Raw genomic sequence first — 16,878 nt, 5'->3', positions numbered from 1 at the left:
CCCCTGATATATCAGACCGAAGCCATGATATACCTACACGCAAGAGGATTATAACATGTGCTTCTTCTGATATGCAACAACCAATTAACGGAATGGAAGACTGACAAATCACAAGATATCAAAGCCCTCGGCGTTTGAGAGCGAAATACACCCCTCGCACAAACCTACGGTTTATGCTCAGCGTATTTCGCCCTTGCAGGGAGCAAAGCCACGCAAGCGTGACTTATACAAATGCTGTCGCATTTGGTTATGCCGGATACGGCAATAAGCCAATAGCAATACCACTTATATTATCTGTTCATCTTTCATTCCAATTATCAGAGGAAGGAGAAGAAAGCACATTGACAACAAGACATTCATTTATACAGATGACCAAACTGTCGAATGTCCGAGGAAGAATAACCTATATATCAAGCCATGCAAAGCAGGAACATCTGTATGCGGTCTATGAAACTACGGAAAGAAGTTACTGGACAGAACTTGCACGATGTAGCCAGCAGGAATTTAAGAAAAGCGGTGTTGAGGGAAAATGTATCGAGGCAAGGGAGCTTATCATTGCTCTGCCAGAATCACTTTTTGAACAAGGAATGCCTAATATTGTGCTTAGATCATTTACAGATAAGTTTAAGGAAAAGTATGGCGTAGAATGTGTTGCGGCACTTCACCATAACAAGCGTATGACAAATTTCCATATCCATCTTATCTTTTCTGAAAGGCAGCTTTTGGCAGAGCTGGTTATCAAGACTGCCACAAGAAATATGTTCTATGATGAGCGTGGTAATCATGTAAGAACTAAGAAAGAAATCCTTGATGAAGCTGGCAATATCCGCAAAAGGTGTAAGGTTATCAAAAAAGGAGAAATCTATGAGAAGAAGCTGTTTACTTCAAAGAATACGAGGTTCAAGCAGGAAGATTTTCTGGACGAGGTAAAGTTATTCTATACCAGAATGATAAACCGCTGGGTAACGGATGAAAAAGACAGATTAACAGTATTTGACCGTAACGGTCCATATCTTGCTACTAAAAAAATTGGCAGGAATAATCCAAAGGTAGAACAGATTGAGCAGGATAATAAGCTACGGATGGATTGGAATCGCGAAGTTGACAGGGCAATTATAAGCGATGTTCCTATGGATGATATTTTACAGATAAAAAGGGAACATATCACAGAACCGATAAAAAGGTCGATTCAACGATATGGAAACAAACCACAACGATTAACATTGATACTAAATATGGCGATTACGGAGTTGGTACTGCTGATATCGAAGGTGCTTGAAGCAGCCAGAACTATTTGGAGTAAGATACAGCATACGGATGTTGTGATAGCTGATAAGACTGATAATGTAAGTCATATAGTGGCAGATACAGCTACGCATATTGAAGAAAATGCAATTATTGAGGATATAAAACCAAAGCAAGGGGAATCAGCTGAGAATGTTATTACCTCACCATCGAAAGAGATGGTTGCTACTCAGAAAACACCTGCCAAGCCTGTAATGACACCAGTGGTAGCCGATTATACCAAACTAAAGAAGATAAAGGAAGAGCTTGATAATCAGAATAAACTTATCTTTGAGGCAGAACAGCGAAGAGGTAATTTTGAGATTGAATTGTCAGATTTAAAAGGTTTGGCAAAGCTCACAAGGAAAGCAGAGTTGCAGAGAAAGATTGATGAAAAGACAGATTATATTGATCGCCTGAAGATTGGACTTTCAAACATGGTTCGCAACTATGGATTTGAGAACATGAATGAATTTTATCTAAGTTATAAGGAATCTAAGACGGCATTTGCAGATTATCAGCAGAAAATTGAAGATTGGAAGAAAGGCTATGACAATGTAGTTGTTTCAAAGGATAAGACAGAAACAATGTCGGAGAAACTTGATAGACTGCAGAATGAGGTGGAAAGTTCCAGGCAATATAATAAACAGAACCAAGCCAAATGGGCGAGATAAATTCTTCTGTTTTCCCAATTATATGGATTACTATGTTCTTCTATTCATGTTTACAAATTTGTTAGCATAAATTGATGACCTTTTCACAACAAAAAAAGGTCAATTCACAACATTCCAGATAGATATTGCATGAACTTATCCGATATAATAGCTATAAATATATGTAAGCAAGGAAGTGACAATATGCGAATTGCTATCTGCGATGATGAAGTATCTATGGTTCAGATACTGGAAGAAAAAATAAAAAAGTTATTGCCGGATGCGGTTATAGATAAATATTTATCGGGTGATGAACTGATCGCAAGTGGCAGTAAGCCGGATATTCTTTTTCTGGATATTCAGATGCCGGGAATGGATGGGATGGAAACGGCAAAGATGCTTCGTCAGGACAATGAGGATATGATACTCATTTTTGTGACAGCAGCAGAGGAGTATGTTTTTCAGGCATTTGATGTCGGAGCATTTCATTATCTGGTTAAGCCATTTTCCGATGAGAAATTGAAAGAGGTTGTGACAAAGGCAGTCCATAACATAAAAAGGAGTTCCAGACTTGAAAAAGACGAAAAGTATATTATGGTACAGAACGCCGGAAGTCATATAAAAATTTTTCTGCGTGATATTGTGTATGCCGAGGTGTATAACCGGAAAGTTATTATCCATACACGAAGTACGGATATTGAATACTATGGTAAATTACAGGAATTAAGTGATATGGCAGGAACAGATTTTTTCCGAACACACAGAGCCTATCTGGTACATTTTAAATATGTAGAAAAATATGATGCAACTTGTGTAACTATGAAAAATGGAACTGCATTGATTGCAAAAAAGAATTATCCGGAGTTCGTGAAGCAATATCTGAAGTATAACCAGAGGAAAGGAAATGAAGTCAGATGAGTTTAGTGGAAAGATGCTGGATGATCACATCGAAGTTTTCTGTTATTGCAATTTTGATTATTACAGGAATCTGTTTTGGTGTTTTTGTATATCCATATATGAAAAAGAAAAGGGAAGCTGCTCTGGTCAGTATTGTTTATATTGGAATTATGTCTGTGCTGTATCTGATACCGCAGCAGATTGGCAATTTTTCTGCATATATGCTGGGAGTTGTGGCTGCATTTCTTGTGATGTATGTACAGGACAGAAGAAACATTTATCAGAAAATATTTCTTGCAGTGACATTTTTTTCTATCCGTTGGCTTGCGGTTGCAATGGCAGGCAGAATGGATGATTTTATCACAAAAGCTCTGGTTTTTGGAAATACGATTGCAGGAAGACAATGGCTGCAATATGTACTTTATGCTGGAACGAGAATTCTGGATATTGTGCTTTGTATCGTTTTCCTTGCAGTTGCAATTGGTCTGATCAATAAAGCATATGTATACAAAAATGATGAAATGAGCGTCAAAGAGCTGGTAATGCTTATCATACCTTCTCTCGTGGGAGTTACAGGGTATGGCATTCTACAATATTATTTGAATATTTATGAAAAAGGTACAGGAAAGAGCCTGACAGATACCTATGGATTTTATGGAGCTTTAAGCTTTGTGCATTATTTTATTTCTATCATAGCAATTCTTGTTATGACTACGATGTTTCAAAACTGGAAGGTGGCACAGGAAGAACAGACAGGGCAGGAGCTGGTGTTAAATCAGGTCAGTGACATGAAAAAGCATATCGGGGAAGTGGAAAAGCTGTATCAGGATATCCGCAGCCTGCGTCATGACATGGGGAATCATATACAGATGCTGGAACATCTTGTGGCAGAGAATCATATGGATGATGCAGCAGAATATATGGAGCATTTGAAAAAGGAGTGGAATGAAATATCTCCTGAGATAAAAACGGGGAGTCCTGTCATTGATGTGATTCTGATGGAAAAGTTAAGAGAAGCAAAGGAAAAGCAGATTCGTTTTATATCAGATTTTCATTATCCGGGGGATACGAAATTAAATGCATTTGATTTAAGCGTGATCTTAAACAATGCACTGAATAATTGCATGGAAAATGTAAGTGGAGAAAATCCTTATATCAGTCTCTCTTCTTTTCGGAAAAACAGTATTTTTATGATAACCATAAAGAACAGATATGAGGGAGAGTTAAATTATAAGGACAGTGATCTGCCTGAAACAACGAAATCCGGGAAGGAGCATGGAATTGGACTGCATAATATCCGGAGAGTTGCAAGGATGTATATGGGAGATATATCTTTAGAGCAGGAGAATCAGGAAGTGGTTCTAAGTATTATGTTACAGGTAGAATAAGGACAAAAAGCACCTTCAAGGTGCTTTTTATTTGCTTCACAACAAAAAAAGGGCGGTTCACAACATCGCTGTTTATTGTGAAGAAAGATATGCCGAAAAATCAGTAAAGAGAAATCATGTTGTACAGATTTTTTAGAAAACGGATTTCAGAATTTAAGCTCAAGGAGGCCAATACGATGAGAATCAATGGATTTAGTGGGACAAATACGCAGATAGGAACAATGGGAATGACACAGGGGAATGATTCTGTAAGTAAAAATATTCAGAATCAGATTGCAAATGCACAGCAGAAGCTACAGGATTTATCATCGAATGAAGAAATGTCATTAGAGGATAAGATGAAAAAGCGTCAGGAGATACAGCAGGAGATTAACAATCTCAATCAGCAGTTAAGACAGCACCAGATCGAGCAGAGAAAGGAACAGCAGAGTAAAAATTCGTCATCTATGGATGATATGGTGGCTGGAACAAGCAGCACTTCTAAAAAGAAAGACACCGGATTGTCACAGGCAAGTATGCAGGCGATGATCTCCGCAGATTCTTCCATGAAACAGGCAAAGGTGCAGGGAAGTATGGCAACACAGATACAGGGACGTGCCAGTGTGCTTGAATCTGAAATCAAACAGGATGCCGGAAAAGGAAATACTGAGAAGAAGGAAGAAGAACTGGCAGAGCTGCAGGCAAAGGCACAGTCTGCGACAGCAGCACAGATGTCTACACTTGCAGATGCAAATAAATCAGTAGAAGAAGCTGCAAAAGCGGAGAACAGCAATACAGAAGACACTGCAACAAAGAACAATACTGATAAATCCGAGAAAACACAGGAATCTGCGGGGGCTGCGGCAGAGGAGACAGACAGCGTAAAGAATACGGATATCAAAGGGGAAACACAGGTGACAGTAGAAACACCGACTCTGGAAAATGCACAGAATGCAACACAGCAGGCAGTGTATACACCGATTGATATTCGTTTATAGTTGGTAAAGGAGAATGGTATTATGTCAGAGATTAAGAGTTTTAGTGATTACACAAGTAAATATAACAGCAATGTAGATTATTCCGCATTATTTGGAGGAACTTCCGACAGTTCATCCGTAGGAAACACCAATATGCTTTCTGATTATGCTGCGATTAAAAACGGAAGCTATGGAAAACTTATGAAAGCATATTATGCAAAGCAGGATGCAGAAAAATTATCGGGTAAAGGCGATACTTCACAGAAGCTTACACTGATGAAAACAAGTGCGGATTCCCTGAAAAAATCAGCAGATGCACTAAACGATGCGTCACTCTGGGAAAAAAAGAAAATAAAAAAGAAGGATGAAAAGACCGGGGAAGAAACAGAGGTAGAGGATTATGACTGGGATGCAATTACCAAAAAAGTGAAATCTTTTATTGATGATTATAATGATGTTGTTAAGGAGGCAGGAGAATCCAATACAAAAGATGTCCTTAGAAATGCTTCATGGATGACAGGCATGACAGACAAAACCAGTCATTTACTTTCTAAAATAGGTATTACCATAGGAAAGGGGAATAAGCTGGAGCTGGATGAAGATGAATTGAAGAAAGCAGATATCAGTTCATTGAAAACGGTTTTTACAGGTTACAATTCCTTTGCAGGCAAAACAGCCCAGAAAGCAGCTGGTATATCAAATGCTGCGAATCGGGCAAGTGCGACTTATACAAACAATGGTACATATTCTAAAAAAGATTCCTCTCTAACGTCAAGTAAGATAGATAAGGAAGTATAGTATGTTAAGCCTAAATGACAAGAAGAAAAATCTTTTGTATTAATTTGTCGGGAAGGAGGAACCAGATGAGTTTTACAGTCAATTTATCCGGTGGAGGTTTACTGATAAATAGATTTAATAGTTCTAATATGTTGAAAAGTACACAGGAAAAATTGCAGCGACAGCAGGAACGGGATAATAAGGTGGCTTTTTTTGAAGCACAAAAAGAAAATTTGAAAAACCGAAAGGCTGACAGTTTGGAAGAAATCTCTGAAAAGCTGGAAATGTTTCATAATTATGAGGATGAAATTGCGGCAGCAAATCAGGAGTATAATAATTCACAGATGTTTCATGTCATGGACGAGGCAGAAGAACATGGCGAAAAGATTGCGGAAGCTGCTGAGAGGAATAAGCCTAAAACAGAAGAAGAACGAAAGGAAGAAATGGTGGATGAAGCTCTTGGAACAGAAGAAAACAAGGGCATGATGTCTGAAATCATGGACGAACTTTCGGAGACAACCGAAGAAATGACAGAGCAGATGACGGAAAAAACTGTGGAGAATATGGAAGAACTTCCAGACGAGGTTTTGCAGGAGCAGCTTGCTACAGATAGTTTAGAGGCAGCAGAAATGGTACAAACAGACACAATTAAAAGGTATGTGCCGATTGATATTAGAGTCTAATGGTATTTATCTGGGAAGGAAACAGCTATGAAGATTTACAATAATACAAATATTACATATTCTGCAATCGAACATAACAGCAGGAAAAATACAAAGCAAAATGTTCCGGCAGATTTAGAAAAGAAAATGACACAGTATACAGATACACTTTCCATTTCCAAAACAGGGCAGGAGAGCTTTCGACATTTATCTTCTGTCAGTTCTATGGATTATCAGAACCGTTTTGAGAAGGAAGTGACGGATATATTTGTCAAAGAAGATACAGAGAGTGTAAAAACTGATTCCTTTGAACATCATGTAAACAGAATGGCAGAAGCATATAACAAAATGAAAAACAGCATTGAAGAAAAATATGCGGAACAAGATTATGAGCCGGAGTATTATGTGACAGAATCGGGCAAAATTGAGGAATTAACCAAAGAAAAAGAACTGGATATGCTGAATCAGGCATATGAAAATCACAGTAATTTTATGGCAACTTCAACAGAAATCTGGTCAGAATTACAGGATTTTACCCCATCGGTAGTTTACCATAAAGGAAGTGGACAGACAGCAAATGAACAGAACATAGGTGAGAACCAGGAGAATACTGCAAAATCTAAAGAAAAGGGGGTTATCCAAAATTCGGCATATCAGGCATTTTTATCCGCCATCCAGTCGGATAACCAGAAATTATTGCAGCAGTATTCGGGTGACTGGAAAGATTTAAGGCTAAATCTGAATGTATCAGATGGTGATCGGAAAATGCTTAATGGTATTTGGGATTATTATGCTAATAAAAGGTAATGAAAGCTTTGTAATACGAAAGGGATGTTAGTATGGCAGTTACAGGTGTAAACAATTACTCTAATATTTACACAAATGCTTATACCGGTAATATACGGAAAAATAATGCTAAGGAAACCACAGAAAAGCAGGTTGTGGAGCAAACAGAAGATGTAAAGACAGGGACAACCCGAAAAACTGCAGCGGATGAACTTTCCTATCTTTCTAAAAAATTTGACAATTATAGTTTTGTATCAGCAAATTATAGTCCGGGGATGAAATATGGTAAATCAACTACCACGAATGTAGCGATTTCTCCTCAGTTTTTAACAAAAATGGCAAATGATTCAGACTTAGAAGATGAGTACATAAAAGAAATTGGTAACATGAAAAAACTAGATGAGCAGTTTGCAAAGCAACAAGCAGATATTGGATGGAGAGTTGAACAGGGATGGGCAATAGATAAAGATGGAAATATTAGTTCATGGGCAATAGGACATAAAGATTCAAAAGTAAAATCCTTTCTCCAGAATATGAGTGAAAAAGCCGAAGAAATCCTACAGAAGCAGTTGGAAAAAGCAAAGGATACAAAGGAAGGAAAAGAAGTATTCTCGATGAAAAAGCATAAAGAAGTTATAAAAAAGAACAAGGTTGATTTGAAGGTGTAAATAATCAGATTCGAAGTATTATGCAGAAAAAATGCATAGCATTGAGGGAGCCTTGCGTATGTCAGATGAAATCAATGCCCAGTTCGGATTTGAAAGAGTATTCGGTAAGACTAACGGCAATGCAGATACTGATACAAAAATTACAAAATTTGGCATCTCTTTTAATAGTGACGGAACTACCACATTCTTTGCAGAGTTAGAAAAATCATCAGCCAGTCAGAAAGAATATCTTGAAAAGCTTCAGGAAAAGAAAGCTGAGGAGAAAAAAGAGGCAAAGAAAAAGGATCAGTCCAAGCAAATCGAAGTAAGAAAAACTACGGTTCAGGCAAATTCAAAAGAAGAACTTTTGGATAAGATCAAAAATATTGACTGGGATTCTACCAAACCGGAGGAGAATAAAATCGGCGGAAGATTTAATTTTTTAGTTTAATGGATTCAGATGAAAATAGAAGCAATTTCATAAAATCTTACATACACACTTGACAATACCCCTCTGAAGAAGGCGTAGGTCAGGCAATTGTAAAATGCGGTCTGCCAAGAGAGGAACTTTTCATTACCACAAAGATCTGGATCAGCAATGCAGGATATGAAAAAGCAAAGGCTTCGATTGAGGAATCCTTGAAGAAACTGAAAACAGACTATGTGGATCTGCTTTTGATTCATCAGCCATTTGGCGATTATTACGGAACATACCGTGCAATGGAGGAAGCCTATAAAGCAGGCAAGGCACGTGCAATCGGCGTTTCAAACTTCTATCCGGATCGTTATATCGATATTGCACATTTCGCAGAAGTTGTTCCTGCGGTAAATCAGGTGGAAACACATGTGTTCCAGCAGCAGAAAGTGGCTCGTGAATATCTTGCAAAACATAATACACAGATTATGAGCTGGGGACCGTTTGCAGAATGAAAAAATGATTTTTTCAATACTCCGGTACTGAAAGAAATCGGAGCAAAATATGGAAAGAGTGTAGCTCAGGTGGCACTTCGTTTCTTGCTTCAGAATGGCGTTGTTGTGATTCCAAAATCAACGCACGAAGAACGAATGCAGGAGAATTTCAATGTATTTGATTTTGTGCTGACAGAAGACTAAATGAAGCAGATCGAGGCACTTGATACTGGAAAGAGTTTATTCTTTTCCCATTATTCACCAGAAACAGTGGAATGGTTTATGAGTATTGTGTAACAAAGTAGCTTCATAAAGGCAAAAGCGTATTGTGGTTTATACGACCGGCAATACGCTTTTGCTGTATAATAGGATAAGAAAATTGTTATACGGAAAGGATAAGAAAATGAAGGAACAGAATCATCCGAATGTGATTAAAATTCGAAATGCACATGTTCATAATCTGAAACATATTAATGTGGATATTCCACTAAATAAGCTTGTGGGAATTGCCGGAGTATCCGGTTCCGGGAATCCGAAGTACATTTGGAACCGGATCGGAACTGTTAAACACATTATGACTGATGTTTTCAAGACTTGCAAATCACAGTTCAAAACTTTATAATTCTAAGGAATCTTCAGCATCTACCCACATCTGCAAATTTTCATCAAGATATAACCTTGCATATTCTAGTGGCTCATCAATTGCAAGCGATGTCAAAGCACAATCAGATCCAGGTGTGGTTTTTAAATTCTTTTCGGCTTCCCAACAATCAATACGGAGTATATAGCCTGCACTGGTATAAACATCAATGCTGTTTTGATTAGGATTGTATTCTGCAAATATTGTTCTCATCGTATCGAATCTCCTTATCATTCAATCATCAGTAAAAAAATCAGAAGCATTTCAATCAGTTCACTATGTCAGTTTTATTTTGTTTTATATAATTTTCTTTCCCTTATTTTTTCCCCTATCAGAGTTCATAAACTCGTATGGGAAGATATAACATAAGGGAAAGCCTAAGGGAAAGCTCACCTGCGATAAACTTAGTGTTTTCAAGGGCTTGTAAGGAATTTGATAACATAATATAATAATTATTAAATCCCTTAGAATATGTGAAATCTCAATTCAAGTTTGTCGAGCAAAGGAGGTGCTGTAACAGATGGATGAACATTCCTATGACGATATAATCAATCTGCCGAATCCGACATCGAAGAACCATCCTCGTATGTCACTTCACGACAGAGCAGCACAGTTTGCACCTTTTGCGGCACTTACAGGACACGATGCAGCCATTAAAGAGACTGCAAGGCTAACAGATGAACGGTTAGAGTTAAGCGATGAAGTCATTATGAAATTAAATGACCAATTAAATATGATTAGAGATAATATCGGCACAGAACAGGAAATATCAATAACTTATTTCGTGCCTGATGATAAAAAATCCGGAGGAGCATATCTCACGCATTCCGGCATAGTGAAAAAGATTGATGAATTTGAACGCAAACTGATTATGCAGGATGAAACAGTAATTCCGACTGAACAAATCAGCGTGATACAGGGAGAAATGTTCAAAGGACTATATGAGTAATAACTTGGAAAGGGCAAACAATGGAAACAAAGCCGAGAATATTATACTTAAAGAAAATATTAGAGGAACGAACGGACGAGGAACATCCGCTTTCGACGACGCAGCTAATCAATATATTGAATGATGAATACGGAATATCTGCACATAGAACGACGGTCACAAAAGATATTGCTGCACTTCAGGAGTTTGGAATGGATATTGTTACTATCCATTCTACTCAGAGCAAATACTTTGTAGCCAGTCGTAAGTTTGAATTGCCGGAACTGAAACTGCTGATAGATGCAGTGGAGTCATCGAAGTTTATTACAAAGAAGAAAAGCAAAACGCTGATTGAGAAGATACATACGATGACCAGTCCGGGGCAGGTGGCAAAGTTGAAGCGTAATAACTATGTGGTCAATCGAATTAAGCCGGATAATGAGCAGATATATTATATCATTGACGCTATAAACGATGCCATCAATACAGGTAAACAGATTTCTTTTCAGTATTATGATTATACCGGATTAAAGAAAAAGGTTCTGAAGAACAAGGGCGAAGTGTATAAGCTCAGCCCGTATAAACTTCTCTGGTGTGGGGACTATTATTATGTTCTCGGATATTCAGAGAAGAAAAGAAAGGTTATCAATTTCAGGGTAGACCGTATTGCTTCCAAGCCGGAGATATTGGATAAAGATATTATTCCTATGCCGGATGATTTTGATATTGAGAATTACACAAAGGAAGTTTTCTTTATGTTCTCAGGCGAAAAAGTCCTTGTGGATTTACGGTGTGATAACAGCCTGATGAAAACAATGGTTGACCGTTTCGGAGAAGATGTGACAACCCTTGCGTATGATATGACGTCTTTCAGAGTACAGACCGAAGTATCAGCCAGTCCAACCTTTTTCGGTTGGGTGTTTGGCTTTAATGGCAAGGTACAGATACTTGCACCGGAAAACTTGAAAGAGCAATACAGACAAATGCTTACAAAAGCTACTGAAGATATGAAAGAGAATGAATAGTGCAGATTTGCATTTATGTAGATGGTCTGCATAAAGCGTAAAGTCAATATTAAAGAATGGAGAGGTGTTAGCAAATTGCGACACCTCTTTTCTTTTGCGAAAAACCTACTTGAAAATTTCTTCGTATCAGGTATAATAAAACTATCGAAAGCAAATTGCTTCCGATAGAAAAGAAAGCGAGGTGCAGGTATGAGAAGCAAGAGTCCTGAACTTATGAGTGAGATAAAAAAGTACATCGAGGATTATTACCTGCAAAACAGACAATCCCCATCGACTACAAAGATTGCTGAAGCGGTTGGTATTGCCAGAGGTACAGCATATAAATACTTGGTAGAGATGGCTGAGAAGAATATGATTGAGTATGACGGGCAGGAGATTCGTACCAATGTGACCCGTAAGTACAGTGGCGAACAGACACAGACACCGATTGTAGGTTCTATTCCTTGTGGCAGTCCTCAGTATGAGGAAGAAAATATTGAAGAATATGTATCACTTCCTACTGCCATTTTCGGCAAAGGAGATTTCTTCATATTAAGAGCAAGCGGTCAGTCTATGATTGAAGCAGGGATTGATGACGGCGACCTTGTGGTTGTTAAAAAGCAGGTAGAAGCCAATGATGGCGATATAGTAGTTGCCCTTGTGGATAATCAGAATACATTGAAACGCTACTTCCGAGATGATGAGAATAAGAAAATCATTCTCCACCCGGAAAATAAGAAGATGAAAGACATCATTGTAGATGAGTGCTGCATTCAGGGTGTGGCTTGTCACATCATCAAAGAACTATAACAGAGGACAGACGAATGAGAACACTTGAAGGAATTCGCTATCTAATCAATTTGGATAGTGCGGAAATACAACAGAACTTTGCCGGAGGAGTTGCACCGCCGGACAAGGTGGAGTCGGAGGTGGACACAACTTGAGTATTTATATGTCAAGAGCCGAGTTGGAAGAAATCAGCGAAGGCTTGATAACAGCTTATGCTAATAAGTTTAGCAATCGAGTGATTCAATCCATCGACATAGAACATTTCATTACAGAATTTCTTATGTTACGAATTGAATACGCTTCTTTCGCAGAAGATGATGCAGGCAGGATTGGTTTTCTGGCAGATGGAGCAACACCACTGCTGATACATCAGGACGGAAAAATTATTCCCTTTGTTTTCCCGAAAGATACCATCGTACTTGATAAATTTCTTCTTGCTGAAAAGGAGCAGGGACGTCGCAGATTTACAATGGCACACGAAGCGTCACATCATATCTTGAGTAAGATGTATGCAATGCCGAGTGAAGGACGCTTTCATGCAGAGTATGACAGTGAGCGTAGTTATTCCAAAGAGGAACTGGCTCAGATGTTTGCGTCTGTCGAGTGGCAGGCAGATACAATGGGAGCTTCGCTTCTTATGCCGAGAAGAATTATTGAAAATGCCTTGGCGAAATATAATCAGTCAAATCCGATAAAAGTTTATGGCGATAATACCATTACTTCAAAGGATAAAGCAGTTATCCGCAGAATGGCAGCTTATATCGGAGTATCTTATACAGCCTTGGTTATCAGATTGAGAGATATGGGGCTATTTGAGTATCACAATATCCTTGAGTACATTTCCAATGAGTTAAATCTGGGAGGTGTTTCACAATGAGGTTACAGACTCAGGTAGAACCTGAAATACAAACAGGTCAAAGACACATTTGAAAGCACATACCTTGTCATTGGCTTATTGATGTCATTCATTTTTCTTGTGTACTCGTCGGTCTTAACGGCAAAGCTGGTTATTGGAGAATATAATCATCGAACAATTACGATTATGTTTTCTTATCCTTTAAACAGAATAAAATTGATTGCCAGCAAATTAACTATAATCATGGTTTATACAGCGATTTCAATGACGATTGGATATATCTGTTGTAGCAGTTATATTATATTTGCGGATAAATCCTTTAATATGCTGGAGGGAACATTTCAACCATCAATGCTCCGAACATGGATACCAATGGCAATAACCACTGTGATTATATGTATGGTGCTGTCTCTGTGGTCATTTATTATTGGCATGATCAGAAAATCTGTTCCTGCAACAATCGTTACATCTTTGATTGTTATTGTGTTACGGCAAGTTATTATCACCAAAAACACAACCAATCAGGAGTCCATAATGCAAGTTATCTTAGTTGCTATTGTTACCGTCATTGCTACACTACTTATCTTTAAAAGAAAAGTGCCTGAACTATATTGATTATTTCTATTTTTACAAATGGTAAAAGAAAAAGCCGTCGCAAAGCAGATTCAATTTCATGTATTTATATAACGGCGGCTTTGATTTTTAAAGTCAATGTTTTTAGTGATTACACAAACAGATGACAACTTACATGTATGTGGTAGCTGACGTAAGTTTGGATTATTTTAAAAGATTTCCAATGAATCTTCCGCATCTACCCACATCTGCATATTCCCATCCAGATATAATCGTACATATTCAAGCGGTTCATCAATTGCAAGTGCATTTAATGCACAATCTGAGCCAGGCGTAGTTTTTAAATTCTTTTCTGCTTCCCAACAGTCAATGCGGAGCATATAGCTCGCAGAGGTATAAACATCAACACTATTACGTTGTGGATTGTATTCTGCAAATATTGTTCTCATTGTATCAAATCTCCTTATCATTCAATCAATCATTTCTTACAAAAATCAGAAGCGTTTCAATCAGTTCACCATGTCATTTTCATTTTGTGCTATAATGTGTTATCAGTTTTTTTGCCCTTGTATTTGCCCTTATCAGAGTTCGTAAACACTGGTGGGACGATATAACACAAGGGAAACAATAAGGGAAAGCTCACCTGCGCCAAACTTAGTGTTTTCAAAGGCTTGAGAGATATTTGATAATAAAATATAACAATTATTAAATCCCTTGGAATACATGAAATCTCAATTCAAGTTTGTCGGTGCAACACTAATACCACACATAACTAAAATAACAACACAGCGTCAGAGCGTATGGGAAAACCTGTACGCTCTAATTTTTTATCAAAAATGGAGGAAAACACATGGAAGAAACAAATGTAACAATGACAGCAGAGGAAATGCAGGGTGAGCCTGCGGCAAAGGAAAATGAGACAAAGGCGGAGAAGTTTATCCGTATTGGTGAGTACCGCATGAATAAGGCGGTGGATGCTATTGGCAGACTGGAGAATCTTGCAAATCGGGGTTCCTACGAATATACACAGGAACAGGTAGATGCTATGTTTCAGGCATTAGAGTGGAGGGTTGCGGAAGTTAAGGCGAGATTTACGCCTAAGAAAGCGGCTGAGAGTAAGACTTTCAGCTTTGGTACAACAGAATAGGAATGTAACGGGAAGTAAGGGAAAGGCAGTCATGTAGTGTATGTGGCTGCCTTTTTGTCGTATCTATGACAGGAAGGAGAACTGTGTGAGAAAATATGATTTTATATCGGCTCTGGCAAAAGAGACAGCAGCCGAGGTTGTCAAAAATCGTGAGGAATGGATGAAATACCTGACTACAGCGGCAAGGCTGTATAAGTATCCGTTCCGGGAACAGCTTTTAATCTATGCACAAAGACCGGACGCAACAGCGTGTGCTTCCATAGAGCTGTGGAATGAGCGTATGCACTGCTGGGTAAACAAAGGGGCAAAGGGTATCGCACTTTTGGACGAGGATGATGCACATGGAAAGCGTCTGAAATATGTATTTGATGTTTCAGATGTCCATGCGGCAAGGAGAATCGGACGGTATCCGGAACTCTGGGAATTACATGAGGAACATAAGGAAGATGCAATTAAGCGTCTGGAGCAGACTTATGGTGCCACAGATGATAAGAAGCTGTTTGAAGAAAGACTTATGGAGATAGCTGAGAGGATTGCGGCAGATTATTATGAGGAATTGCTGCCGGATCTGCAGTACATGATCGAGGGCAGTTTCTTAGAGGAACTGGACGAGCAGAATGTCGGTATCCGTTTAAGAGATACTTTATCTGAGAGTATTTCTTTTACACTTTTATCTGCCTGTGGTGTAGATATGCAGGAGTATGGTTCGGAGTTTGCTTTTGATTTTATTCATGAATTTAATTCCATGGATACCCTTGCGGTACTTGGTGATGCAGCCAATGAGCTTGCAAAACCGGTACTTTTAGAGATTGGAAGAACCATAAGGGCATATAACAGAAGCCACGAACAGGAACAAACAGAAAATTTAACGCAGAAAGGACTTGCAAATACTTCTGAAATAGACTACAATGCGTTAAAGCGTGAAAGCGAGAGCAGACATGAAGAACAGATAGACAACAACCAAAACAGCGTAGAAAGGGGCAATAGCGATGAATCTGACATACGAGAAGAACGGGGATTATCTGATTCCGACATTACAGGCGGACATTCAGCCGGAGGGAACGGTAACGAAGTACGGAATGATGAGAGAGACTTATCTGAAGGAGAACCACAGGGGCGTGTACTCAGCGTTTCTTCTGAAAGGAACATTGAAAGAACACCTGCTGACGATCCAGAAGCAGGCAGAGGAGAGAATGGAGAAGCTGACGAGCCAGATGGCGGCAACCGAGGGAGTGACCGAACAACTCAAGGAAGCCGATCAGATGCTCTGGGTAGCGAAGATGAACAGCATTCGGAACCGAGCAGAGGAAGTGGTTCTGGGAGAACTGGTTTACAGTCTGTAACAGACACAGATGATCTTCTCCGGGGAGAAGCACCGGAACCCACCTTTACACAACTCAGCCTGTTTCCTTCTTTTGAGGAGCAGGTCGGAACAGTCGCAGCAGCGGAAGCAAGTATGAAATATACCATGCCCGCTGCTTTTTCTTTGCCACAGAATGAGCTTGAAACCATTCTTCGCAGTGGTGGAGGAAAACAGCACAGCAGAAAGCGTATCTTTGCAAAGTACACAGAGGGCAGAAATGCCGAGCAGATGGTGGATTTTCTGAAAAATGAGTACGGACAGACTGGAAAAGGTTTTGAAATTAATGGAAATCCAGTATCAGTGTGGTTCGATGAGCATGGTATGAGCGTCGGCTATGGAACACAGGCAAGGGAAACACCGATTGTCACGATGGATTGGGAAGATGTGGAGAGCCATATCCGTTCCATGATCGAAAATGGTACTTATATGAGTGCCAGTGAAGCATTTCTTGTAGATACACAGGAGAGAAATCGTGTTGCCAATCAGATCTATTTCTTCCTGCGGGATGGAATGGATGAAATGCCGGAGGAGCTTGGCTTAAAAGCAGGAAATTATCCGGAAAGTGAAGCAAAACTCATGGAGCTTCTTTCCACCCATGAGGGCAGGGAACAGCTTAAAA

The 16,878-nt window shown here is 39.0% G+C and carries 18 protein-coding genes and 1 pseudogene; 17 read left to right on the top strand and 2 right to left on the bottom strand.

Annotated elements, in window-relative coordinates; all coding sequences use genetic code 11:
• Positions 1-218: 218 nt before the first annotated feature.
• The 10 genes and pseudogenes from NQ488_11465 to NQ488_11420 all read left to right on the top strand — a co-directional run bounded on the left by NQ488_11465 (position 219) and on the right by NQ488_11420 (position 9,256).
• Entirely contained in the window at positions 219-1,958 is a 1,740-nt protein-coding gene (locus NQ488_11465; GenBank protein ID UWN95185.1) for a MobA/MobL family protein, read from the top strand.
• A gap of 183 nt (positions 1,959-2,141) precedes the next feature.
• Positions 2,142-2,855: a LytTR family DNA-binding domain-containing protein gene (locus tag NQ488_11460; GenBank protein UWN95184.1), complete on the top strand. Its 714-nt coding sequence runs from the start codon at positions 2,142-2,144 to the stop codon at positions 2,853-2,855.
• Positions 2,852-4,222 (top strand): GHKL domain-containing protein, encoded by a 1,371-nt coding sequence (locus NQ488_11455; GenBank protein ID UWN95183.1) that lies wholly within the window; start codon positions 2,852-2,854, stop codon positions 4,220-4,222. Before NQ488_11460 ends, NQ488_11455 begins: the two co-directional genes overlap by 4 nt.
• Positions 4,223-4,398: 176 nt before the next feature.
• Positions 4,399-5,199: a FlxA-like family protein gene (locus NQ488_11450; protein ID UWN95182.1), complete on the top strand. Its 801-nt coding sequence runs from the start codon at positions 4,399-4,401 to the stop codon at positions 5,197-5,199.
• A gap of 21 nt (positions 5,200-5,220) precedes the next feature.
• A complete protein-coding gene (locus NQ488_11445) occupies positions 5,221-5,976 on the top strand; it encodes a hypothetical protein (protein ID UWN95181.1) in 756 nt (251 codons plus the stop codon).
• 65 nt (positions 5,977-6,041) lie between these two features.
• The gene (locus tag NQ488_11440) at positions 6,042-6,638 is read left to right on the top strand and encodes a hypothetical protein (GenBank protein UWN95180.1); all 597 of its coding nucleotides are present in this window, start codon (positions 6,042-6,044) and stop codon (positions 6,636-6,638) included.
• Between the two features lie 234 nt (positions 6,639-6,872).
• Positions 6,873-7,424 carry a hypothetical protein gene (locus NQ488_11435; GenBank protein UWN95179.1) on the top strand — a complete coding sequence of 184 codons (552 nt, stop codon included), beginning with the start codon at positions 6,873-6,875 and terminating at the stop codon, positions 7,422-7,424.
• Between the two features lie 32 nt (positions 7,425-7,456).
• Positions 7,457-8,071, top strand: coding sequence for a DUF6033 family protein (locus tag NQ488_11430; protein UWN95178.1), 615 nt, complete (start codon positions 7,457-7,459; stop codon positions 8,069-8,071).
• Between the two features lie 58 nt (positions 8,072-8,129).
• Positions 8,130-8,501: a DUF6033 family protein gene (locus NQ488_11425; protein UWN95177.1), complete on the top strand. Its 372-nt coding sequence runs from the start codon at positions 8,130-8,132 to the stop codon at positions 8,499-8,501.
• Positions 8,502-8,563: 62 nt separating this feature from the next.
• Positions 8,564-9,256: pseudogene (locus NQ488_11420) on the top strand (aldo/keto reductase).
• A 319-nt stretch (positions 9,257-9,575) separates the two neighbouring features.
• Here NQ488_11420 and NQ488_11415 read toward each other — a convergent pair.
• Entirely contained in the window at positions 9,576-9,812 is a 237-nt protein-coding gene (locus NQ488_11415) for a DUF6061 family protein (protein ID UWN95176.1), read from the bottom strand.
• A 307-nt stretch (positions 9,813-10,119) separates the two neighbouring features.
• Between NQ488_11415 and NQ488_11410 the strand changes: the two genes are divergently transcribed.
• From NQ488_11410 to NQ488_11390, 5 genes are all read left to right on the top strand, one after another.
• A complete protein-coding gene (locus tag NQ488_11410) occupies positions 10,120-10,548 on the top strand; it encodes a hypothetical protein (GenBank protein ID UWN95175.1) in 429 nt (142 codons plus the stop codon).
• Positions 10,549-10,568: 20 nt separating this feature from the next.
• Positions 10,569-11,552, top strand: coding sequence for a WYL domain-containing protein (locus NQ488_11405; protein ID UWN95174.1), 984 nt, complete (start codon positions 10,569-10,571; stop codon positions 11,550-11,552).
• 189 nt (positions 11,553-11,741) lie between these two features.
• The gene (gene lexA, locus NQ488_11400; protein ID UWN95173.1) at positions 11,742-12,341 is read left to right on the top strand and encodes a transcriptional repressor LexA; all 600 of its coding nucleotides are present in this window, start codon (positions 11,742-11,744) and stop codon (positions 12,339-12,341) included.
• A 130-nt stretch (positions 12,342-12,471) separates the two neighbouring features.
• Positions 12,472-13,197, top strand: coding sequence for an ImmA/IrrE family metallo-endopeptidase (locus NQ488_11395; protein ID UWN95172.1), 726 nt, complete (start codon positions 12,472-12,474; stop codon positions 13,195-13,197).
• Positions 13,198-13,278: 81 nt separating this feature from the next.
• Positions 13,279-13,791, top strand: coding sequence for an ABC transporter permease subunit (locus NQ488_11390; GenBank protein UWN95171.1), 513 nt, complete (start codon positions 13,279-13,281; stop codon positions 13,789-13,791).
• Between the two features lie 167 nt (positions 13,792-13,958).
• Here NQ488_11390 and NQ488_11385 read toward each other — a convergent pair whose 3' ends face one another.
• Positions 13,959-14,198 (bottom strand): DUF6061 family protein, encoded by a 240-nt coding sequence (locus NQ488_11385; protein ID UWN95170.1) that lies wholly within the window; start codon positions 14,196-14,198, stop codon positions 13,959-13,961.
• Positions 14,199-14,599: 401 nt separating this feature from the next.
• Here NQ488_11385 and NQ488_11380 point away from each other — a divergent pair, with 401 nt between their 5' ends.
• Positions 14,600-14,896: a hypothetical protein gene (locus NQ488_11380; GenBank protein UWN95169.1), complete on the top strand. Its 297-nt coding sequence runs from the start codon at positions 14,600-14,602 to the stop codon at positions 14,894-14,896.
• 989 nt (positions 14,897-15,885) lie between these two features.
• Complete coding sequence (locus tag NQ488_11375; GenBank protein ID UWN95168.1) at positions 15,886-16,239, top strand: TnpV protein; 354 nt, start codon at positions 15,886-15,888, stop codon at positions 16,237-16,239.
• Positions 16,240-16,878 lie beyond the last annotated feature (639 nt).

Source organism: [Bacteroides] pectinophilus, from assembly GCA_025146925.1.
GTDB classification, from domain to species: Bacteria; Bacillota; Clostridia; order Lachnospirales; family Lachnospiraceae; genus Bacteroides_F; species Bacteroides_F pectinophilus.
This window is presented reverse-complemented; position numbering and strand designations above follow the sequence as displayed.

Excerpts from the sequence above, each read along its gene's own strand:
- NQ488_11460 (UWN95184.1), top strand. The coding sequence starts at position 2,142 with ATGCGAATTGCTATCTGCGATGATGAAGTATCTATGGTTCAGATACTG.
- NQ488_11455 (UWN95183.1), top strand. The coding sequence starts at position 2,852 with ATGAGTTTAGTGGAAAGATGCTGGATGATCACATCGAAGTTTTCTGTT.
- NQ488_11450 (UWN95182.1), top strand. The coding sequence starts at position 4,399 with ATGAGAATCAATGGATTTAGTGGGACAAATACGCAGATAGGAACAATG.
- NQ488_11445 (UWN95181.1), top strand. The coding sequence starts at position 5,221 with ATGTCAGAGATTAAGAGTTTTAGTGATTACACAAGTAAATATAACAGC.
- NQ488_11440 (UWN95180.1), top strand. The coding sequence starts at position 6,042 with ATGAGTTTTACAGTCAATTTATCCGGTGGAGGTTTACTGATAAATAGA.
- NQ488_11430 (UWN95178.1), top strand. The coding sequence starts at position 7,457 with ATGGCAGTTACAGGTGTAAACAATTACTCTAATATTTACACAAATGCT.
- NQ488_11425 (UWN95177.1), top strand. The coding sequence starts at position 8,130 with ATGTCAGATGAAATCAATGCCCAGTTCGGATTTGAAAGAGTATTCGGT.
- NQ488_11415 (UWN95176.1), bottom strand. The coding sequence starts at position 9,812 with ATGAGAACAATATTTGCAGAATACAATCCTAATCAAAACAGCATTGAT.
- NQ488_11410 (UWN95175.1), top strand. The coding sequence starts at position 10,120 with ATGGATGAACATTCCTATGACGATATAATCAATCTGCCGAATCCGACA.
- NQ488_11405 (UWN95174.1), top strand. The coding sequence starts at position 10,569 with ATGGAAACAAAGCCGAGAATATTATACTTAAAGAAAATATTAGAGGAA.
- lexA (UWN95173.1), top strand. The coding sequence starts at position 11,742 with ATGAGAAGCAAGAGTCCTGAACTTATGAGTGAGATAAAAAAGTACATC.
- NQ488_11390 (UWN95171.1), top strand. The coding sequence starts at position 13,279 with ATGTCATTCATTTTTCTTGTGTACTCGTCGGTCTTAACGGCAAAGCTG.
- NQ488_11385 (UWN95170.1), bottom strand. The coding sequence starts at position 14,198 with ATGAGAACAATATTTGCAGAATACAATCCACAACGTAATAGTGTTGAT.
- NQ488_11380 (UWN95169.1), top strand. The coding sequence starts at position 14,600 with ATGGAAGAAACAAATGTAACAATGACAGCAGAGGAAATGCAGGGTGAG.
- NQ488_11375 (UWN95168.1), top strand. The coding sequence starts at position 15,886 with ATGAATCTGACATACGAGAAGAACGGGGATTATCTGATTCCGACATTA.